Genomic DNA, 20,417 nt, shown 5'->3' on the forward strand with positions numbered 1-20,417 from the left:
TCCGGCAGGCACCGCTGACCAGGTCGGTTGCCAGGATCACATCGAAACTCGCGCTCTGGCGGTACTCTTCGGTTCGTCCGATTCAGCGCGGTCGTGGGGGAAGTCCGGTGAGAGTCCGGCGCTGTCCCGCAACGGTGTGCCCTCCAGGCGAGCCCGGTCACCCACGTCGCGCGGTGTCACCGACTCCTGTCGTGGAAATGCGGGAAAGGGTTCTCATGAGACGTTTGGTTTTCGCTGTCGCCCTGCTGTGCGGCATCGGGCTGGTCGCCGCTCCGGCGGCGGCCGCGGCCACCCACAACAAGGCGGACGCCGCCGCGGGCTGGCTCGCGAGGCAGCTGGCCGACGGGGAAAGGTTCGAGGCCGACTTCGGCGGCCAGAAGTTCCCCGACCAGGGTTTGACGATCGACGCGATCTTCGCGTTCGCCGCGGCCGGGGTGTCGGACACGAACGCGGGCAAGGCGATCACCTGGCTGGCGAAACCGGAGATCACCACGGGCTACGTCGGCAGCGGCACCGAGGCGTACGCGGGCGCGCACGCCAAGCTGTTGCTCGCCGCGCAGGTTCGCGGCAAGAACCCGGCGTCGTTCGGCGGCGTCGACCTGAAGGCGGGCCTGCTCTCGCTGCTGACGCCGTCCGGGCGGTTCTCCGACCGGTCCGAATACGGCGACTACTCCAACGCCCTCTCGCAGTCACTCGCCTTGCTGGCGCTGGACCGCACCGGCGACGTCCCGGCGCAGGCCGTGACGTTCCTCGCGGGCACCCAGTGCCCCGACGGCGGTTTCCCGCTGAACTTCGGCGAAGCGACGTGCACGAGCGACGTCGACGCGACCGCGACGGTCGTGCAGGCCTTGCGCGCCACCGGTGACCCGGTGAACGCCGGGGAGGGCACCTCCTGGCTGGTCACCAAGCAGCACCCGAACGGCGGCTTCGGTTTCTCCACCAACGCGCCGAACGCGAACAGCACCGGTCTCGCCGCGCAGGCGCTGGCCGGGCACCGCCCCGCCGCCGCCATCAAGGCGCGGGAATTCCTGCGGTCACTGCAGACCGGCTGCGCCGGCGCCGAGGCGGACCGCGGCGCGATCGCCTACGACGCCACGGGCCTGAACCCGTCGACCGCCCCGCGCGCGACCGCGCAGGCGATCCTCGGCCTGGCCAGGGTTCCGCTGAGCGACCTGCACGGCGGCGGGCGTCCGCAGGCCCCGGTCCTCGCCTGCCCGTGACGTGAGACTGGCCCCGTAACTCGCGTGCTCAGAGACGGAACACGCGTGCTTGAACGCCGAACTCGCGTGCTCAGAGGCGGAACTCGCCGCGCGGACCTCCACGCGGCATATTCCGCCTCCAGGCACGCGAGTTCCGCCTCTGAGCACGCGAGTTCCGCCTCCAGGCACGCGAGTCACGAGCAGCGTCACTCGCCGGCGGCGACGCGGCGCGCGAGTTCCACCCGGGACCGCACACCCAATGCCGTGAAGATGTTCCGCAGGTGGTGATCCACCGTGCGATGGCTGATCACCAGCCGCCGCGCGATCTCCTTGTTCGTCTCCCCCGCCGCCACCAGGCGGGTGATGGCGTCCTGCTGCGGTGTGAGGCCGGCGAGCGATCGGTGCGGCGAGTCGACGGTCTCGCCGGTCGCTCGCAGCCCGGCCCTTGCCCGTTCGGCGAACCGGGTCGCGCCGACGTTTTCGAAGCCCCGCAAGGCATCGCGGAACTGGTCGCGGGCGTCCCGGGTCCGCCGATGCCGTCGCAGCAAGGTGGCGTAGGCGAACCGGGTCCTGGCGAGTTCCATCGCGCCGCCCGCCCGCCGGTGCGCCTCGATGGCCAGGACGAAACGCCGTTCCGCCACACCGGGATCCGGCGCGGTCAGCGCGTGACAGCGGTGGCTCAGCGCGAGCCAGCAGGGTTCCGCGCCCGCGAGGGTCCAGCGGTCGAACGCCTCCAGCGCGGTCAGTGCGCGTTCGGGCCGTCCGGAACAGACGGCCGCCTCGACGAGTTGCGGGGTGGCCAGCACGCGGATCACCGGCTGGTCGCCGGAAACACCCGAAGCGAGGTCTTCGAGCCTGCTCAGCGCGTCGTCGGGCCGGTCTTCGGCCAGGTCCAGACAGGCGTTCGCCCACGCGGCGACCGCGGCGGGCCTGCCGAGACCGCGTTCGGCGATGCCTTCGGCCGCCTCGTCCAGCTCCGGTACGCGGTCACCGAGCAGTGCGGCGGCCAGCCCCAGCAGCGTCAGATGCTCCATCCGCAGGTTGTGCGGTGCCCGCAGGCCGTCGCGGGACGCCGCCCGCGCACAGGGGATGCGGTCGAGCGCGATGGCCGAGAGCGACAGATAGATCAGCGCCCACGGCAGTTCCGCGTGGCGTTTGCCGAGCCGCGCGCGGCTCACGGCCGCGGCCGCGTATTCGTGCGCCCGTTCGGCATGCCCGCGGGCGAAGGCCGCTTCGGCGGCCCAGACGGCCCCGGCGACGTCCGAGCCGGCCATCCCCTTGGCGACAGCGTCCTTCAGCGGAGTGACGGCGTCCTCGTGACGTCCGGCGTAAACCGAGGTCAGACCGTGGAAATGCGCGGAGACCAGCTCGTCACCCGCCGGGACCGTCCTGGCGAGGGCCCGGTAGCCGCTCAGGTCACCGCCGAGCCTGCGCGCCTCGCCCGCCAGCAGGAGCGCGCCCGCCGGATCGGGCAGCAGTTCCGCCGCCGCGCCCAGTTCGTGGGTGGCGACGGCGGGATCGCCGTCACGCAGCTCGATCTCCCCGTGCAGCAACGCCACCGCGCCCGGTTCAGCGTCCACTCTGGACAGCAGCAGCCGTGCCCACCCAGGTCTGCCCGCCTGCCAGGCCGCGTCCGCCGCGGCCAGCAGCCGGGTCGCCCGTGTGGCCGGATCGGCGGTCAGGGCGGCGGCGCGTTCGAGCTGCCGGGCCGCGGCCGCGTGATCCACCGCCGGTGCCGCGGCGAGTGCGTCCGCGAGGGGCTCGGACGGCATCACCGTCGCCATCGCGCGATGCCAGAGCGCGTCGGGCCCCTCCTCCGCGGAGGCCAGGCGCGCGTGCGCCGCCCTGCGGTCGGCCGGGGACGCCGCCGCGTACCAGGTCGCCTTCCTCGCGGAAGAGTCCATACAAGTGGCGAGAAAACGGAGACGTTCGTCGACCCGCATCGCTTCGAGCTCGGCCGTGTAGCGAGGCAGACGCTCCCGCAGGATCGGCGAGACCGGCTCCCGCCCGGCCGCCTGCGCAGGCGTCAGCGAAGCCGCCAGCGCGACCAGGTCGGCGGGGTTCCCGTCGCCGAGTTCGACCAGCTGCGGGCGCACCCCGGCGGGCACGCCGCGGTCACGCAGCACCTGATCGGCGGCGGAAACGGGCAACGGCGGCAGCTCGACGGAGTCGAATTCGTCGGATCCGGATCGCGAGGCGAGCACCATCCCGACCGGCGCTCCCGCCAGTCGCCTGGCGGCGAACCCCAGCGCCGCCAAGGACTCCGGATCGACCCAGTGCGCGTCGTCGACCCAGCAGATCGTCGGCGCCGAAACAGCGCCGAGCCGGTCTCGTGTCTCCGCGCCGCTGGAGACCGGCGCGCCGAACATCCGCTGCAGGGCGCCGTAGGGCAGCTCGCTTTCCGCTCGCAGGCCCCGCACACCGACGAGGCGAACGCCGAGGGTGGCGCGCAGCTCGGTGAGCAGGGCCGATTTGCCCAGGCCTTCCGCACCGCGGACCAGCACGGCACGCCCGGCGACCGACCTCAGCCCGCCGAAGAGGTCGTCCCTCCCCCGCAGCGGGTACACAGGCATCGGCGCCTCCTCCAGATCCTCTCGATGAAACACCAGGCGCAAGTGTTTCACAAGGTCCTGCTCGGCACCCGTCCTTCCACGAGCGCTCCGAGCAGCGTCGACGCCGCTTCGAGATCGGGGGTCCGGGAGGCAAGGACGTCCGAGTACAGGAACGCCTCCCCCAGCCGCACGATGGCGTAACAGAGGCTGTCCAGGCTGACCGCGGGCACGAAGCCGCCGTCCTCGACGTCGCGGCGAAGGAGCTCGACGTGTGCCGCGATCACTCGCGGCTGGACTCGGCCGTCCGGGTCGGTCAGCAGCCGGATCGCCAGCACCGGCTCGTCGTCGAGGAAGCGCCGGAACCCGGCACTCGCCGCCAGTACGGACCGGTACTCGCGCATGATCGAAAGACAGCGCAGTTCACCGGCCGCGTTGCGCACCACGTCGCCCTCTTCGCGCTCCCAGGTGCGCGCGGCGGTCGTCAGGGTGCGCTCGGACAGGTAGTAGAGGGCATCACCGAGCAGGTCTTCCCGGTTTCCGACGCGGCGGAACAGGGTGCTGCGCGAGATGCCCAGATCCTGGGCGAAGGCGGAGGTGTCGACGCGGACGCCGCGATCGATCCACCGCGCCGCGGTGCGGACTATGTCCTCGGCTGAGGGGTTCACGATCGCCGATCGTACGGGCGACCGGCCCGGCGGGAACTCCTCGCGGATCAAGACTGGCGATTTCACCGATGCAGCCCACTCCGGCCGTTTGCCACAGTCCATCACCACGGACCGTGTTCAACGGCGAACGGAGACGGCACCATGCGTAGTACGACCCGGATCCTTTGTGGACTGGCCACCGTCGCGGCACTCACTGTCGCCCCCGCGGCCTACGCCGCCGAGAACCCCTACGAACGAGGACCCGACCCGACGGAAAGCAGCATCGAAGCCTCCCGCGGCTCGTTCGCGGTATCCCAGACTTCCGTGTCGAGACTGGCCGTCACCGGCTTCGGCGGCGGAACCATCTACTACCCCACCAGCACCGCGCAGGGCACGTTCGGCGCGGTCGCCATCTCGCCGGGGTTCACCGCGACCCAGTCGAGTATCGCGTGGATGGGCCCGCGGCTGGCGTCGCAGGGCTTCGTGGTGTTCACGATCGACACCAACACGATCTACGACCAGCCCGACAGCCGCGGTGACCAGCTGCTGGCCGCGCTCGACTACCTGACCCAGCGCAGCACGGTCCGGTCCCGCATCGACACCACGCGGCTCGCGGTGGCGGGCCACTCGATGGGCGGCGGCGGTTCGCTCGAAGCCGCGCAGGACCGGCCGTCGCTGCAGGCCGCGGTGCCGCTCGCGCCGTGGAACACGCAGAAATCCTGGTCCTCGCTGAGGGTGCCGACGTTCATCATCGGCGGCGAGTCCGACTCCGTCGCGCCGGTGGCGTCGCACTCGATCCCGTTCTACACCAGCATTCCCGCTTCGGCGGAGAAGGCGTACATGGAGCTGGACAACGCGAGCCACTTCTTCCCGAACACGGCGAACACGACCATGGCCAAGTACACGCTCTCGTGGCTGAAGCGGTTCGTGGACAACGACACCCGCTACGAGCAGTTCCTCTGCCCCGCCCCGGACGACCGCACGATCAGCGACTACCGGGACACGTGTCCGCACGCCTGAGTGTCACCGGTCCCGGCGCGCCCGCGCCGGGACCTCCTCTCTCCGTTGGGAGTTCTTGCGTGACCCTGTCGACCTTCGAGATGTCCGGCGTGTCGGTGACCTTCGGTGGTCTCGTCGCCCTGTCGGACGTCTCCCTGACCGTCGCGCCGGGCCGGGTGCTCGGGGTGATCGGCCCGAACGGGGCGGGCAAGACCACGCTCTTCAACGTCGCGTGCGGTTTCGTCCGCCCGGATACCGGCACGCTGACCTGGCGCGGCACGGAACTACGACGGCTGCGCCCGCATCATCTCGCCGGCCTCGGCATCGCCCGCAGCCTGCAGGAACTCGGCCTGTTCGACCGGATGACCGTGCTGGAGAACGTCCTCGCGGGGGCGGGCAGGCACGCGAAATCCGGCTTCTGGTCCTCGTTGCTGGGGTGGGCGAAGGACGAGAAGGCGCTGACCGAGCGCGCGATGATTCAACTGGATGCCTTCGACATCGCCGACGTCGCCCATCGCTATCCCGCGAGCCTTCCTTACCCGGTACGGAAGCGCGTCGCGCTGGCGCGAGCGCTGGTGAGCGAACCCGACCTCCTGCTGCTCGACGAACCGGCGGGCGGCCTGTCGTCGGCGGAGATCGCCGAGGTCGGCGAATTGGTCCGCGGGCTGACCGAACGCATGTCGGTGATGCTCGTCGAGCACCATATGGATCTGGTGATGGGCGTCTGCGACGAGATCGTGGTGCTGGACTTCGGCAGGGTCATCGCCCGCGGCACCCCGGACGAGATCCGCGCGGATCCGGCGGTCCAGGCAGCCTACCTCGGCGAGGAGGTGGCCGGTGCTGACCGTTGAGAACCTTTCGGCGAACTACGGTCCGGTGCGCGCACTCGATTCCGTGAGCCTTTCGGCCGCGGAAGGCGAGATCACCGCGGTGCTCGGCGCGAACGGCGCGGGCAAGACCACCTTGCTGCGCACCATTTCCAGACTCGTGCCGCCGTCGGGCGGCGGTATCTCGCTCGCGGGCCGGGACCTGAGCCGGGTGTCCACAGAGGACCTGCCGGCGCTCGGGCTCGCGCACGTCCCCGAGGGCCGCGGCGTGCTGGCCGAACTGACCGTCGAGGAGAACCTGCGGCTCGGCGCGCTCGGGGCACGCGGGCGCGCGACGGCGGCCGACCTCCGCCGGATCTACGACCTCTTCCCGGCGCTGGCCGACCGCAAGAACGGACTCGCGCACGTCCTTTCCGGCGGGGAACGGCAGATGCTGGTCATCGGCCGCGCGCTGCTCTCCCGGCCGAAGGTGCTGCTGCTGGACGAACCGTCCTTGGGGCTCGCGCCCCGGATCGTGGCACGGATCTTCGGCCTCCTGCGCGGTCTCGTGCACGACGAAGGACTGGCCGTCGTGCTGGTCGAGCAGAACGCGCGCAGCGCGCTGTCCATCGCCGACCACGGCGTCGTGCTCAACCTCGGGCAGGTCGTCGTCCGGCGGGACGCCGCCACGCTCGTCGCGGACGACGCCCTCCGGCACGCCTACCTCGGATTCTGAAAGGGAGCCCTGTGCAGCAACTGCTGACCACCGCGCTCACCGGCCTGACGCTGGGCGTGGTCTACGCCGCCTTCGCGCTGGCGCTCGTGCTCATCTGGCGGGCGACGCGGATCGTGAACTTCGCGCAGGCGCCGATGGCGATGATCACCACCTACCTGGCGCTGGTCCTGATCGACGCGGGCTGGTCGTACTGGGCCGGTTTCGCCGTGGCCCTGGCCTCGGGACTCGTGCTCGGCGCGCTGGTGGAACGGTTCGTCGTCCGGTTCGTCGACGGCAAGGCCGAAATCAACGCCGTCATCCTCACGCTGGGGCTGTTCATCGTGTTGCACGCGCTGGCGGCGCTGGTGTTCGGCTCACGGTACCGGTCGTTCCCGGCGCCGTTCGGGCTCACCGGGTTCCGGGTCGGCGACACGACGATCGCGCTGACCGGGTTCGGCGTGTTCACCATCGCCGCCGTCGGCGTCGTGCTGATCGGGCTCGTGCTGTTGTTCCGCGGTACCGATCTGGGCCTGCGGATGCGGGCCGCGGCCTTCGACCGGGAGGTGGCCCGCCTGCTCGGCGTGCGGGTCGGGCGGATGCTCACCCTGGGCTGGGCGCTGGCCGCGCTCGCCGGTTCGCTGTCCGGTCTGCTGATCGCCGGCGGCGGTCTCGTCCATCCGTCCTATATGGACGGTGTGGTGGTGTACGGCTTCGTCGCCGCGGTGCTCGGCGGGCTGGACAGCCCGGGCGGCGCGGTCGTCGGCGGCGTCGTCCTCGGCCTGTCGTTGAGTTTGGTGAGCGGCTACGTCGGCTCGGAACTCGTCCCGCTCGCTGCGCTGGCGCTACTCATGGTGGTGCTGCTCCTGAAGCCCGGTGGCCTGTTCGCGAGTGTCCGTGAACGGAGGGTCTGACGTGCCACGCCGCTCTCTGCTGGGCGCGCTCGCCGCGCTGCTCGTCGTCGTACTGGTACTGGAGAACTCCGGGCCGTTCTTCACCTCGCAGCTCACCACGATGGCGTACTTCGCGATCGCGGCGGGCGGCCTGACCGTCCTGACCGGACTCAACGGGCAGCTGTCGCTCGGGCACGGCGCCTTGATGGCCGTCGGCGCCTACTCGACAGCGCTCCTGTTGAAGTCGGAATTCCTTCCGCTGCCGGTGATCCTGGTGCTGGCGATGGTGATCACGCTGGCCGTCGGAGCCCTCGTCGGCGTCGCCGCGGCCAGGCTGCACGGGCCGTATCTCGCCGGCGCGACACTCGCGCTCGCCGTCGCCGTTCCCGGGATCCCGTTGTTCTTCGGTGAAGTGCTCGGCGGTGAGCAGGGCTTGCCCGTGCGCATGCCGGAAATCCCCGGCTGGCTGGCGGACGCCGCGTACTTCGTCACCGGGAAGGAACTCACGTCGATCCGTTATCTCGCCTACCTTTCGTGGCTCGCGGTGATCATCGTGTTCGTGCTGCTGGCGAACCTGTCCCGCGGCCGGGTCGGACGCGACTGGCGAGCGGTACGTGACGAGGACGTGGCCGCCGAACTGGCCGGGATCGACCTCGGCCGCACGCGGGTGCGGGCGTTCGTCGTCAGCTCGGGATGCGCGGGGCTGGCCGGAGCGCTGATGGCGTTGTCGGCGCGGCTGGCGGCGCCGAGCGGGTTCGCGCTGACGTTGTCGCTGCTGCTGGTGTCCGCGGTGGTGCTCGGCGGTCTCGGGAGCCTGACCGGAGCGCTCGCCGGCGCCGCGCTGCTGACCTTCCTGCCGCCTCTGGTGACCGGCGCGGGAACGGATCTTGGCCTCTCCGACGTGCAGGCCGCGCATCTGGCGCCGTTGATCTACGGCCTGGTCACCGTCCTGATCGTGCTGCTCGCACCCGCCGGTCTCGCCGGCGGGCTGCGGAAACTCATCCATCGGAGGAGAACTTCATGAAACGCTGGACCAAGGCCGTGGCCGTCTTCCTGGCCGTCACGGTCACCTCCGCCTGCGGCGCGGGCGGCAGACCCGAGGGCGAGCAGAAGGGCTCGACGATCGGCGTCACCGACACGACCATCAAGATCGGCGCGCATTTCCCGCTGACCGGCGTCGCCGCGCCGGGCTACAGCGAGATCCCGAGCGGTCATCAGGCCTACTACGACTATGTGAACGCGAACGGCGGCGTCAACGGCCGCAAGATCGAGTTCGCGGTGAAGGACGACGGCTACAACCCGACCACCACGAGCGCGGTCACCGACGAACTGGTGCTCAAGGAGGAGATCTTCGCGATGGTCGGCGGCCTCGGCACGCCGACGCACAGCGCCGTCGTCGACTTCCTGAACAACTCCAAGGTGCCGGACCTGTTCGTGTCGTCGGGTTCGCTGCGCTGGGGTGATGATCCGAAGAAGGCGCCGTTCACCTTCGGCTGGCAGCCGGACTACGAGATCGAAGGCAAGATCATCGGCGACTGGGTGCGGAAGAACCTGCCGAACGCCAAGGTCGGCCTGTTCCTTCAGGACGACGACTTCGGCCGCGACGGCGAGAAGGGCGCCCGGCGGTACCTCGGCCAGCAGATCGTGGAGGTCGCGAAGTACTCCCCGGGCAACACCGACATCGCGCCACAGATCGCGAAACTCAAGGCCGCGGGCGTGGATCTGGTGCTGGGCTTCACCGTTCCGTCGTACACCGCGCTTTCCCAGCTGGCGTCGCTGAAGATCGGTTTCAAGCCGAAGTGGGTCTACAGCAACGTCGGCTCCGATCCAGCGCTCGTCGGTTCACTGCTCGCGCGGTTCTCCGAAGGCAAGGTCACCAACGGCGCGTCGCTCATCGACGGCGTGGTCACGACCGAGTACCTGCCGGGCGTCGACGCGCCGGACAACGCGTGGACAAAGCTGTGGCAGAACGTCTGGAAGGCGCACGGCAAGGGCGGCGACCTGACGAACTACCGCATTTACGGGATGGCGCAGGCGTACACGTTCGTCCAGGCGTTGCAGGCGGCCGGGAAGGACCTGACGCGCGAGCGCCTCGTCGACGTGATCCAGCAGTCCGGGAAGACGTTCGAAGGACCGGGTCTGGCGCCGTTCCGCTACTCCGGCGACAGCCACCTCGGCATCTCCGGAATGTCGGTGGTCGAGCTCAAGGGAGGCGTCGGCAAGGATCTGACGCCGGTCCTGGTGACCGACCTCGGCGACGCGCCCATCAAGGCGGACGACTCCGCCGCGAACGACGGGCCGCCGCCCAACGGGATTCCGGGCAGCTGAGTCACTTCGCCGGCAGAACGCGCCCCCGCACCTCGCCGAACCCGATCCGCGAGCCGTTCGCGCCGGGCGCGGTGGCGGTGATCACGACCTCGTCGCCGTCCAGCAGGAAGGTGCGCTCCTCCCCCTTGACCGTGAGCGGTTCCTTACCGCCCCAGGACAATTCGAGGAACGCGCCGCGCTGGTGCTTCTCCGGCCCGGAGATCGTGCCGGAACCGTACAGGTCGCCCGTGCGCGAGGAAGCGCCGTTGACCGTCAGGTGCGCGAGCATCTGAGCGGGCGACCAGTACATCTCGCGGAACGGCGGGCGGCTGACCGCCTCGCCGTTCCATTCGATGACGAGGTCGATGTCGAGTCCCCACGGGTCGCTTTCCCGCAGGTACGGCAGCGGCTCCGGATCCGTTTGGCCGGGCAGCGGGATCCGCGCGGCCTCCAGCGCCAGGATCGGCACCACCCAAGGGGAGATCGACGTCGCGAAGCTCTTGCCGAGGTGCGGGCCCAGCGGGACGTATTCCCACGCCTGGATGTCGCGGGCCGACCAGTCGTTGAGCAGGACCGCGCCGAAAACGTGGCGGGGGAAGGAATCCGGGGTGATCGGGGTGTTCAGCGGGGTTCCGGTGCCGACGATGAAGCCCATCTCGGCCTCGATGTCCAGCCGCGTGCTCGGCCCGAACACCGGCGCCGCTTCGGCCGGGGCCTTGCGCTGACCGCTCGGGCGCACGATGTCCGTACCGGAGACCAGGACGGTGCCGGACCGCCCGTGGTAGCCGACCGGGAGGTGCTTCCAGTTGGGCAGCAACGGTTCCGCGTCGGGACGGAAGAGCCTGCCGACGTTCGAAGCGTGGTGTTCGGAGGCGTAGAAGTCGACGTAGTCCGCGACCTCGATCGGCAGGTGCAGGGTCACCCGTTCGATCGCGTGGACCGCGCCATCGGGGATCTCGCCGGCGACCAGGTCGCGGATCCGTTCGCGGACCGCCACCCAGCGGTCGTATCCCTGCGCCATGAACGGGTTCAGCGTCGGCGCGGCGAACACGTCGTCGCCGAGCGCCGCGGCCAGGTCGAGAACGGAGTCGCCGACGCGCACGCCGACGCGCGGGGAATCGCCGTCGACGGAGAAGACGCCGTACGGCAGGTTGTCGATCCCGAACAGCGAGCCTGCGGGGATGTCGATCGTGGTCATGCCTCTCCTCGGGGCGCCTCGAGCAGGCCGAGTCCGGCCAGTTCGGTCAGGGGGTCGGTGATGCTGCAGGTGCCGAACGACGTGAAAGCCGCGCGGAGGGCGGCGACGCGATCCGCGTCCAGCTCCCGAAGCCGTCCGGCGATGACGGCGCCGTTTCGTTCGGCGAGAACGGCTTCGGCGTCGCCATCGGTGTGGACGGCGTCGGTGGCGAGCATCAGGTTGAGGAAGCCGTGCTGTTCGAAGCCGGTTTCCGGATCGGTGTTGCGGAGGGCATGGTGCAGCCCGGCGGTGGCCTTGAACGGAACGCCCGCCCCGACGGCCGCCTGGACCGCGGCGGCGAGTTCCGCTTCGCCGGGGTACAGATCGGCTCGGACGCCACCGGTGCGGAACTTCGCGTGGTGACCGGTCCCGGAAAGAGCGGTCAGCAGCGGGACACGTCGGTCGTCGCGCGGGATTTCGACGAAAACCGGTGCGGTGGCACGGGAAATCGCGGCGAGCACCTCGTCCGGGCCCATCCCCTCCGGGACGGCGATCTCGAGCGCGTCGAGTTTCACCGGGAGCTTCTCGACGGCGTCGAGCACGCCGTCGAGCTGCGCGGGCCCGCCGGGCAGGGTCACCGAGACCGGCAGCGGAGTCGCCCGGTCGCCCAGCACTTCGGCGAGGTCGCCGAGCGCGGTGGCGGCGACCACCAGCGGCCCGACGAGGTCGGCGTACCAGGCGGAGACGTGTTCGTCGTGCGCCGCGACGGCGTCCGGCAACGGGGCCAGCCCCGGCGGGAACACCGCGGCGTCGTCGCACAGCCCGGCGAAGAGCGCGGGAATCCGTCCGCCGTCCACCATGGTCTCCTCCTCGCCGATTTAGTTCACGCTTTTACTATCCATCGAGCAGCGTAGTCCGGTCTTCCTCGCGGCGGGAAGGCCTACTTGCGGCTCCGGGTGCCGAACTCGGCGCGGCTCGTGATCAGCTTGCCCAGCAGCATGACGAGGATGCGCTGTTCGGTCTCGGTCAGCGCGTTCGTCCAGCCGAATTCGCGCTCGTTGTGCTCGCGGAACACCGAGACCATCTCCTCGTGCCCCGCCTCGGTCAGCGACAACTGCACCGAACGGCCGTCCCGTTCGTCCGGGACGCGGTGGAGCATCCCCTCCGCGACCAGCGTCTTGACCAGATTCGACACCGCCGCCCGGCTCATCCCGGTCAGCCGGGCGGCACTGGTCGGTTCGAGCGGACCGGCGAGCCAGACCACGAACAGCAGCCGGAACGCCGACCACGACCGGCCGCGCGGCCGGTGCACCGCGGCTTCGAGATCGTAAGTCACCAGGTCGGAGGCACGATTGAGGGTCAGCAGGACCTCGGTCGCCAGCTGGTGCCGGAAGCCGTACTCGTGCGCGAGCCGCCGGTTCGCCAGCGCCACGAACGACCAGAAGTCCAGTCCGGCCGCGTCCACGTCTTCCATCGCCGAACACTAACCCCGCACCGCGAAAATGGTCAAAGTCGAAAGTATCAAAGCGTAGTCGACCAGTGACTCAGCATCGGTACAGCTGGTCGTGAGTGGCGATTCGGGTCAGGGCCGAGAGCGTCTTGGGTGCCTGCTGGATTTGGCTGGGGCTGATCATGTGTCCGTGAAGGCCTCCTTGCCTACCCTGAAGGTAGTGAAGGAGGCCTTCACGGACCTTCAGGGTCGCTGCTCTCGTCCCAGATACACCAGCGGCCACAGCAGGCACAGCGGCCGCGCGTGAAGGACCCCTTCCCTCGACTCAGCCGAGGGAAGGGGGCCTTCATGTACTTCAGGCGGGCACGGGCGCCGGTGCCGAGTGGGTCACCGGGGTCGTGAGTGGCGATTCGGGTTAGAACCCGAATCGCCACTCACGACCATCTGTACCGACGCACTCCTGGAGACTCCTCCAACCATGCTGCTTGATCCTGGAGACTCCTCCATAGCGAGCCATCGGCCCGCCCCTGTTTGCTGGTGGCATGAGCAGAACGGAAGTGCCACCGGGGACCGCCAAGGCCGTCCGGGTGGCCGCGGGGGATCTGGTGCGGGTGATCGACGTCGACGGCGGTCAGGTCGGCGACGTGTTCGCCTTCGCGGGCAACGGGACCGAACTGTCCGAGCACCACAGCGCGGCGCACACCCGCGCCGGGATCGACAGGCTGTTCCCCGCGGTGGGCGAGTCCTTCCTGACCGACCTGCGCCGCCCGATCCTGACGCTGGTCGACGACACCTCACCCGGCGAGCACGACATGCTCATCCCGGCGTGCGACCCAGCCCGATACGCGGCGCTGGGCGCTCCGGGCCACCGGTCCTGCGCCGCGAACCTGCGTGAGGCGCTGGCGGACGAAGGCCTCGGCTTCACGGGCCCGACGCCGCAGCCGATCAACGTCTTCATGCGCGTCCCGGTCGGCGAGAGCGGGCGGCTGACGTGGCTGACCGCGAACTCGCGGCCCGGCGACGCGGTGACCCTGCGCGCCGAGATGGACTGCGTCGTCGTGGTCTCCGCCTGCCCGCAGGATCTGGTGCGCATCAGCGACGCCGGACTCTCCCCGCTCGCCATCGAAACCGTCCACAATGGAGGAACCCGGTCATGACGACCACCGTCGAACACCCCGCACTGGCCCCGATCGCGCTCGGCGGCCTCGCCCTGCGCAACCGCTACGCCGTCGCCCCGATGTCCCGCGTCTCGGCCGGCCCCGGCGGCACCCCGACCGGCGAGATGGCCGACTACTACGCCGAATTCGCCCGCGGCGGCTTCGGGCTCGTATTCAGCGAGGGCACCTACCCCGACACCGCGGCCAGCCAGGGCTACCTCAACCAGCCGGGCCTCGCGCGGGACGAGCACGTCGCGGGCTGGCGAGTCGTCACCGCCGGAGTCCGCGCGGCGGGTGGCCGGATGATCGCCCAGCTCATGCATGCCGGGGCGATCTCCCAGGGCAATCCGCACCAGGACCACACCGTCGCTCCTTCGGCCGTCCAGCCGCGAGGGGAGATGATGCGCGCGTACGGCGGCTCCGGGCCGTGGCCGGTCCCCCGCGAACTCACCACCGCCGAGATCGACGACGTCGTCGATGGTTTCGCGGCCGCGGCCGTGCGGGCCCGTCAGGCCGGGTTCGACGGCGTCGAGGTGCACGCGGCGAACGGGTACCTCCTCGACCAGTTCCTCACCGATTACACCAATCGGCGCACCGACTCCTACGGCGGACCGGTCGCGAACCGGATCCGGCTGACCGCCCGCGTCGTGACCGCCGTCGCGGAGTCGGTGCCGGAACTGGTGACCGGGGTGCGACTGTCGCAGACGAAGGTCAACGACTTCACCTACCGCTGGCCCGGGAGCCGCGACGACGCCGAGGTGATCTTCGCCGCGGTCGCCGAGGCGGGCGCGCAGTACCTCCACATCGCCAGCGAGGGCCGGAACTGGCTCGAGACGGCGAAGCTGGCCGACGGCGGCACCATCACCGCCCTCGCCCGGCAGGTCACCGGGCTGCCGGTGATCGCCAACGGCGGGATGCACGACCTCACGCAGGCGCGGGAGGTGCTCACCGGCGGGCACGCGGACCTGCTCTCACTCGGGCACGGCGCGCTGGCCAACCCCGATCTGCCCGCCCGCGTCGCCGCGGCGGAACCCCTGGCCGAGTTCGACCGGGCGATGGTCTCCCCGACGGTCACGGTGGCGAACGCGCGCCGCTGGCGGGAGAGTCGGCAAGCGTGACTGAACCCAGCTGGCACGGCGGCGCGGCCGCGGTGGCGACCCTGACCTTCGACGTGGACGCGGAGTCCCCGATCCTCGCGCGAGGACGGGGCTACGCCGGCCACCTCTCGACCATGTCCCATCAGGCGTACGGACCCCGGGTCGGGGTGCCGCGCATCCTCGACCTGCTCGACGAACTCGCCGTACCCGCGACGTTCTTCGTGCCGGGCTGGGTCGCCGAACAGCGGCCCGGCCTCGCCGCCACGATCGTGGAACGCGGGCACGAGGTGGCCCACCACTCCTACAGCCACCGTCCGCCGACCACGATGACCGCTGCCGAGCACCGTGCCGATTTCGAGCGGGGCATGGCGGTCTTCGCGGCACAAGGCATCGAGATCAGCGGGCATCGTGCGGCGGGCTGGGAGTCCACTTGGGACACTCCGGCGCTGGTGGCCGAGCACGGGCTGAGCTACGACTCGTCGCTGATGGCCGACGACCGGCCGTACCTGATCGACACCGGGGCCGGCCGGATCGCGGAGCTGCCGGTGCACTGGTCGCTCGACGACTGGGAGCAGTACGCGTTCCTTCCCGCGCCGCAAGTGGGCTCGGTGATCACGTCCCCGGTGCGGGTGCTGGAGATGTGGCGCGCGGAGCTGGACGCGATGCGCCGCTACCGATGCCTGTTCAACCTGTGCCTGCACCCGTTCCTTTCGGGCAGGCCGGGACGGCTCGCGGCGGTGCGCTCGCTCATCGAGTTCGGGCTCGGCCTCGGCGACGTCCGGTTCGCCCGGTGCCGAGACGTGGCCGCCGCGGCGCTGGCCGACCCCGCCTTGCCCGCGGAACCCTTGCGGCGCCTCGAAATCGACCCGGCGGTCTACCCGGACTGAGCCGCCTCCAGTGCCAGGAACAGGTCGACCCGGTCCGCGGTCCGGCCGACGTCGCGGCCGGTCAGCTCGGTGACCTTGGCCAGCCGGTTGCGCAACGTGTTGACGTGCACGTACAGCGCCGCGGCGGTGGCCGCCCACTGGCCGTCGTGGTCGAGGAACGCCCGCAGGGTCGTCTCCAGGTCGCCGTCGCGGACGCGGTCGTGCTCGCGCAGCGGGCCGAGCAGGGCGTCGGCGAAGGTCTGCCGCCACTGCTCGTCGTGCGACTCCAGCAGCAGGCGATAGCTGCCCAGCTCCGCGAAACTCGCCGCGACCGGGCCGCTACGCCTGCCCCTGAGCGCGCGGCAGGCTTCGCGGCTGCGTGACAGCGGCACCCGCAGTTCGGCCGCGCCGGGCACGGGATCGGCGAGCCCGACGACCACGCGCCCTCCGGCGAGGCGGTGCGACACCGCCGCCGCCAGCCGGGGCGCGAAGGCGGCGGGCGACTGCCGTCCCGAACGGAACGGCAGCACCGCGACGACGTCCTGGCTGCCCGCCGCCACGACCGCGGGCAGCCCGTCCGCGAGCAGGAAGTCCGTCACGGCCTCCGCCATCCCCGGCGGGGTCGCGGCGTCGTCACCGGCGAACGCCAGCGCGATCACCGCCAGCGGCCCGTCAGGGTCGACGCCGAAGGCACGCAGCCTGCCGGGTACCTCCGCGGCGCGCTGCGCGCCGGACAGCACCATGTCCAGCAGTTCGACGGCGAACCGCATCTCGATCGCCTGCACCGCCTGATGCCGGGCCACCTCCAGGCTGAGGTAGCGGGCGGTCTGCTCCAGCGCGTCCCGCTCCTCGCGCGTCAGGTCGGCCACGGGCCGCAGGCACAGCAGCGCGGCGTCCGCGTCGCCGATCGCGCCCACGGGGAACAACGCCACCCGCGTCCCCGCGCCGAGATCCGCCTCCAATGGCGGTGGATGCCCGGCCAGCGCCTCCGCCGCGGCGCGCGACTGCCCGGCGTCCAGCCCGGCACCGGCCGACGCGAGTTCCCGGCCCATCCGGTCCACGACGGCCAGCGGAAGCTCGTGCTCACGACGGAGGACCGCGAGCACCCCGGACGCGCCCGCGCCTCGCGACAGCGCCGAGGTCAGCTCGTCCCCTCTGCGTACCAGAGACAGTAAAGCGTTCTGCCGGTCAGTGGCCTGGATCGCCGCCGCGGCACGGGTGACCGCCGTGAACGGCACCGCCACCGAGATCTCCAGCAGGGGCAACCCGGCTTTCCGGCAGGCGTCGGCGAGCTTCGGAGGAGTGTCGCGTTGCTCCACCCGCAGGCCGAAGATGATCCCCGCCGCTCCGGCGCCGGCCACTCGCGCGACGAACTCCGCCGGCTCGACGCGGTCCAGCCACAGGCCGTTGGTCAGCACGACCTCGTGTTCGCGCACGTACGGCCCGGGGTCGGGAAGCTCGGTGTTGTGCACCCACAGCACCTGTTCGGCCAGTGCCCCGTCGCGGCCGGGGACGACCACCCGCAGTTCGAGCGCCGGGTCGTCGGCCAGGGCCGCCAAGGTCAGCATGACTGTGAATATATCCAGCCGGGTACGTCCTTTATGGATGAACGGCCATTTCATCGTTTTGTCATGAGCGCTGGTTAGCGTCCCTCGAAGACCCTTCAGGATTCGAGGAGAACCACTGTGACGGCAGTTTCCCGCACGATCGCCGAGCGCTACACCCTGCTCGAGGAGCTGGGTCGCGACGGGACGGCCGTGCTGTGGCGTGCCGAGGACGGGCCGGACGGCCGCCAGGTCGCGATCAAGGAGCTGCGGCTTCCCAGCCACGAGCCCGCCCTCGTCGAGCGGCTCCAGCGCGAAGCCCGTGTCGCGGTTGGTCACCCGTCGGTGGTGCCCGTCCACGAAGTCGTGGTGACGGACGGGACGGCGTTCATCGTGATGGGCCCCGTGGAAGGGCGGACTCTGGAGGACGTCGCGTCCGCGGGTCCGCTACCGCCGCGGTTCGTGGCGGACATCGGCGGACAGGTACTGGGCGCGCTCGCCGCCGCGCATACGGCGGGCGTCGTGCACGGGGACGTGCGGCCCGCGAACATCCTGGTGGCTCCCGACGGCACCGTGAAACTGACCGGTTTCGGGATCGCCAAGGCCCTCGACCCGGCCGGCACCCCCGCGTTCCTCGCCCCCGAAACGATCGCGGGGCACGAAGCCGCTCCCCATTCCGATCTCTGGTCGCTCGGCGTGACGCTGCTCAGCGCGAGCGAGGGCGGGAACTTCTTCCAGCGGGCGAACGTCGCGGCCACGCTGTACGCCGTCGTCAACGAGCAGCCGCCCTTCAACCGGACCCCCGCGCCGCTCGCGGACGTCCTCCGCGGGCTGCTGGCGAAAGCGCCGCAGGCACGCATGCTGCCGGACCAAGCGCTCCCGCTGCTGGCACTGGCCGCGAGCGGGGTCGAAACCCCGGTGCCGCAGCCGCCTTCTCCCGGGCTCGAAACGCCTTCGATGCCCGCGATCCTGGCCGGCGTGGCGAGCATCCTGTTCGGCTTCTACGTCCTGACCGACGCGATGATGATCCACCAGGCGTACCTGTTCGACGTGTTCTGGCCGCCGATGCTGCTCGCCCGCGTCGGCATCGTCCTGGCGGGCGTGTTTTCGATCGTCGGTGGCGGTCTCCTGTTCGCCCGCGTCCGCCGCGGGCAGGTCATGACCGCCGTCGGCGCGGGGCTGACGTTACTCAGCCTGCTCCTGCTTCAGACGTTGGACGAACGGGAATACCTGGGCATTCCCCTGTATCCGGGGCTCGCTCTCGATCTCGTCGCCCTCGTCTTCGCCGCCGTGCTGGTCATCGGCGTGTGGCTGGTTCCGGCCAAACGCCCTGCTGTGGGCTGATCCGCTCACAGCAGCGAAACCGGCGGGCGGCCGCGCCCCGGCGGCATGGTCGGGGCATGACCGACAACGAGAAGCAGCCACTCTTCGACCAACGGCTCCGGGAACGGTTCTTCAGCCAGCGTGTGCTGGTCCTCGACGGCGCGCTCGACGACGACAACGGCACGGTCCTCACCACCCAGCTCCTGTCACTGGCGAGCGAGGACCCGCGCAAGGACATCGCGTTGTGGATCCATTCGCCGGGCGGTTCGGTCCCCTCGATGCTGGCCATCCGCGACGTGATGCGGCTCGTACCGTGCGACGTCGCCACTCTCGCGCTGGGACTCGCGTGCAGTGCCGGGCAGTTCCTGCTTTCCGCGGGCACCCCGGGCAAACGGTTCGCCTTGCCGCACGCGCGGATCCTGATGCACCAGGGTTCGGCGGGCATCGGCGGGTCGGCCGTCGAGGTGGAGGTGCAGGCGGACGACCTGCGCTACACGCGGGACACGGTGCTCGGCCTCATCGCCGACGACACCGGGCAGCCCATCGACCGGATCTTCGCCGACTCGCTCCACGATCGCTGGTTCACCACCGAGCAGGCGCGCGAATACGGCTTCATCGACCACATCGTCGAGAGTCTCGACCAGGTCGTCCCCGTCCGCACGCACAAACTCGGCCTCGGCACGGAAAGGAGTGCGGGCGCATGAGCACCTACACCATCCCCAACGTCATCTCCCGCAGTCCCGCCGGCGAGCGGATCATGGACGTCTACTCGCATCTGCTGTCGGAGCGGATCATCTACCTCGGCACCGCGATCGACTCCGGGGTCGCCAACGCGCTGATCACCCAGCTGCTGTACCTGGAGGCGGACAACCCCGAGCAGGAGATCAACCTCTACATCAACACCGAGGGCGGCGACCCGTCGGCGATGCTCGCGTTGTACGACACCATGCGCTTCATCAAGGCGCCGGTGGCCACGACCTGTGTCGGCCAGGCCGTCGCGGCGGGCGCGATCCTGCTGGCCGCGGGCGAGGCGGGGCACCGGTTCGTGCTGCCCCACACCCGGGTGGTGCTGCACCAGCCCGCCGCGCAGGGCCGCGGCACCATCCCGGACCTCATCCTCCAGGCCGACGAGGTCGTGCGGGTGCGGACGCAGCTTGAGGAAATCCTTTCCGCGCACACCGGCCGCGCCGTCTCCGATCTCCGGCACGACACCGACCGGGACCGCGTGTTCGACGCTGCGGGCGCGGTCGCGTACGGGCTCGCGGACCGCGTTCTCGACGAACGAGCTTAGGCGCTGTCCGGTGAGTCTGTTCGATGGTCTTCGTGACTTGCCGGACAGCACCTAGGCGGCCATGAGCACGGGCCCTCGCGGACGGCGGCCGACCGCGAGACCCGTGCTGCCGCCATGGCTGATCGTGCCCGCGATACCGAAGAGCAGATCCGCCAGGTCGATCCCGAGCGCGCCGGTGACCGCGGCGATCATCTCGCTGGACGGTTCCTTGCGGCCGCGTTCGATCTCGGACAGGTACTGCGGCGAGATCCCGGCGCGTTCCGCGACGTCGACGAGGCGGCCGCCCTGGTCCTCCCTCGCGGCGCGCAGGCTCTTCCCCAGCACGTCACGCCACAGCGGCTCCGGTTCGGGACGCTTCTGGTGGAAAGGGAGGATGTCCGCCATACGATCATCGTGACAT

General features: G+C 70.6%; 20 protein-coding genes and 1 riboswitch. Of the genes, 13 read left to right on the top strand and 7 right to left on the bottom strand.

Features of this window, described 5'->3' with window-relative positions; genetic code table 11:
* The first annotated feature begins 56 nt into the window (after positions 1–56).
* A riboswitch (cobalamin riboswitch) is annotated at positions 57–183 on the top strand.
* A gap of 32 nt (positions 184–215) precedes the next feature.
* Positions 216–1,220: a peptidase gene (locus AC069H_RS17450; RefSeq protein WP_478232989.1), complete on the top strand. Its 1,005-nt coding sequence runs from the start codon at positions 216–218 to the stop codon at positions 1,218–1,220.
* A gap of 185 nt (positions 1,221–1,405) precedes the next feature.
* Here AC069H_RS17450 and AC069H_RS17455 read toward each other — a convergent pair whose 3' ends face one another.
* A complete protein-coding gene (locus tag AC069H_RS17455) occupies positions 1,406–3,772 on the bottom strand; it encodes a helix-turn-helix transcriptional regulator (RefSeq protein WP_478232990.1) in 2,367 nt (788 codons plus the stop codon).
* A 47-nt stretch (positions 3,773–3,819) separates the two neighbouring features.
* Positions 3,820–4,416, bottom strand: a complete 597-nt coding sequence (locus tag AC069H_RS17460; protein ID WP_478232991.1) for a QsdR family transcriptional regulator — start codon at positions 4,414–4,416, stop codon at positions 3,820–3,822.
* Positions 4,417–4,557: 141 nt separating this feature from the next.
* On the opposite strand from AC069H_RS17460, the gene bdeA reads away from it, so the two are divergent.
* The 6 genes from bdeA to AC069H_RS17490 are packed head-to-tail and all read left to right on the top strand — an operon-like array spanning position 4,558 to position 10,133.
* Positions 4,558–5,415, top strand: a complete 858-nt coding sequence (gene bdeA, locus AC069H_RS17465; RefSeq protein WP_478229617.1) for a bis(hydroxyethyl) terephthalate hydrolase — start codon at positions 4,558–4,560, stop codon at positions 5,413–5,415.
* A gap of 59 nt (positions 5,416–5,474) precedes the next feature.
* Complete coding sequence (locus AC069H_RS17470) at positions 5,475–6,245, top strand: ABC transporter ATP-binding protein (protein ID WP_478232992.1); 771 nt, start codon at positions 5,475–5,477, stop codon at positions 6,243–6,245.
* Entirely contained in the window at positions 6,232–6,936 is a 705-nt protein-coding gene (locus AC069H_RS17475; protein ID WP_478232993.1) for an ABC transporter ATP-binding protein, read from the top strand. The genes AC069H_RS17470 and AC069H_RS17475 overlap by 14 nt, the downstream gene beginning before the upstream one ends.
* Before the next feature lie 11 nt (positions 6,937–6,947).
* Positions 6,948–7,826: a branched-chain amino acid ABC transporter permease gene (locus tag AC069H_RS17480; protein ID WP_478232994.1), complete on the top strand. Its 879-nt coding sequence runs from the start codon at positions 6,948–6,950 to the stop codon at positions 7,824–7,826.
* Between the two features lies 1 nt (position 7,827).
* Positions 7,828–8,829 carry a branched-chain amino acid ABC transporter permease gene (locus tag AC069H_RS17485; RefSeq protein ID WP_478232995.1) on the top strand — a complete coding sequence of 334 codons (1,002 nt, stop codon included), beginning with the start codon at positions 7,828–7,830 and terminating at the stop codon, positions 8,827–8,829.
* Complete coding sequence (locus AC069H_RS17490) at positions 8,826–10,133, top strand: ABC transporter substrate-binding protein (protein WP_478232996.1); 1,308 nt, start codon at positions 8,826–8,828, stop codon at positions 10,131–10,133. Before AC069H_RS17485 ends, AC069H_RS17490 begins: the two co-directional genes overlap by 4 nt.
* 1 nt (position 10,134) lies before the next feature.
* Here the strand turns inward: AC069H_RS17490 and fahA are convergent, their stop codons facing one another.
* The 3 genes from fahA to AC069H_RS17505 form a co-directional block, all read right to left on the bottom strand.
* Positions 10,135–11,310 carry a fumarylacetoacetase gene (gene fahA / locus AC069H_RS17495; protein ID WP_478232997.1) on the bottom strand — a complete coding sequence of 392 codons (1,176 nt, stop codon included), beginning with the start codon at positions 11,308–11,310 and terminating at the stop codon, positions 10,135–10,137.
* Positions 11,307–12,149, bottom strand: coding sequence for a hypothetical protein (locus AC069H_RS17500; protein ID WP_478232998.1), 843 nt, complete (start codon positions 12,147–12,149; stop codon positions 11,307–11,309). Before AC069H_RS17500 ends, fahA begins: the two co-directional genes overlap by 4 nt.
* Before the next feature lie 80 nt (positions 12,150–12,229).
* Complete coding sequence (locus tag AC069H_RS17505; RefSeq protein ID WP_340688211.1) at positions 12,230–12,763, bottom strand: MarR family winged helix-turn-helix transcriptional regulator; 534 nt, start codon at positions 12,761–12,763, stop codon at positions 12,230–12,232.
* Positions 12,764–13,281: 518 nt separating this feature from the next.
* On the opposite strand from AC069H_RS17505, the gene AC069H_RS17510 reads away from it, so the two are divergent.
* From AC069H_RS17510 to AC069H_RS17520, 3 genes are read left to right on the top strand one after another with little or no spacing between them, the layout of a single operon-like run.
* Entirely contained in the window at positions 13,282–13,896 is a 615-nt protein-coding gene (locus tag AC069H_RS17510) for a DUF1989 domain-containing protein (RefSeq protein WP_478232999.1), read from the top strand.
* Positions 13,893–15,014 (top strand): oxidoreductase, encoded by a 1,122-nt coding sequence (locus tag AC069H_RS17515; protein WP_478233000.1) that lies wholly within the window; start codon positions 13,893–13,895, stop codon positions 15,012–15,014. The genes AC069H_RS17510 and AC069H_RS17515 overlap by 4 nt, the downstream gene beginning before the upstream one ends.
* On the top strand, positions 15,011–15,880 hold the full coding sequence (locus AC069H_RS17520; protein ID WP_478233001.1) for a polysaccharide deacetylase family protein: 870 nt from the start codon (positions 15,011–15,013) through the stop codon (positions 15,878–15,880). The genes AC069H_RS17515 and AC069H_RS17520 overlap by 4 nt, the downstream gene beginning before the upstream one ends.
* Here AC069H_RS17520 and AC069H_RS17525 read toward each other — a convergent pair.
* Positions 15,868–17,427, bottom strand: coding sequence for a helix-turn-helix domain-containing protein (locus AC069H_RS17525; RefSeq protein ID WP_478230118.1), 1,560 nt, complete (start codon positions 17,425–17,427; stop codon positions 15,868–15,870). The genes AC069H_RS17520 and AC069H_RS17525 overlap by 13 nt on opposite strands.
* A 117-nt stretch (positions 17,428–17,544) precedes the next feature.
* Between AC069H_RS17525 and AC069H_RS17530 the strand changes: the two genes are divergently transcribed.
* The 3 genes from AC069H_RS17530 to AC069H_RS17540 are packed head-to-tail and all read left to right on the top strand — an operon-like array spanning position 17,545 to position 20,017.
* Positions 17,545–18,747: a serine/threonine-protein kinase gene (locus AC069H_RS17530; protein WP_478233002.1), complete on the top strand. Its 1,203-nt coding sequence runs from the start codon at positions 17,545–17,547 to the stop codon at positions 18,745–18,747.
* Positions 18,748–18,803: 56 nt separating this feature from the next.
* Positions 18,804–19,430 (top strand): ClpP family protease, encoded by a 627-nt coding sequence (locus AC069H_RS17535; RefSeq protein ID WP_478233003.1) that lies wholly within the window; start codon positions 18,804–18,806, stop codon positions 19,428–19,430.
* Entirely contained in the window at positions 19,427–20,017 is a 591-nt protein-coding gene (locus AC069H_RS17540) for a ClpP family protease (RefSeq protein WP_016335566.1), read from the top strand. The genes AC069H_RS17535 and AC069H_RS17540 overlap by 4 nt, the downstream gene beginning before the upstream one ends.
* Before the next feature lie 51 nt (positions 20,018–20,068).
* Here AC069H_RS17540 and AC069H_RS17545 read toward each other — a convergent pair whose 3' ends face one another.
* Positions 20,069–20,401, bottom strand: a complete 333-nt coding sequence (locus AC069H_RS17545; protein ID WP_478233004.1) for a helix-turn-helix domain-containing protein — start codon at positions 20,399–20,401, stop codon at positions 20,069–20,071.
* Between the last annotated feature and the right edge of the window lie 16 nt (positions 20,402–20,417).

It is taken from the genome of Amycolatopsis sp. NPDC043887, from assembly GCF_056435665.1.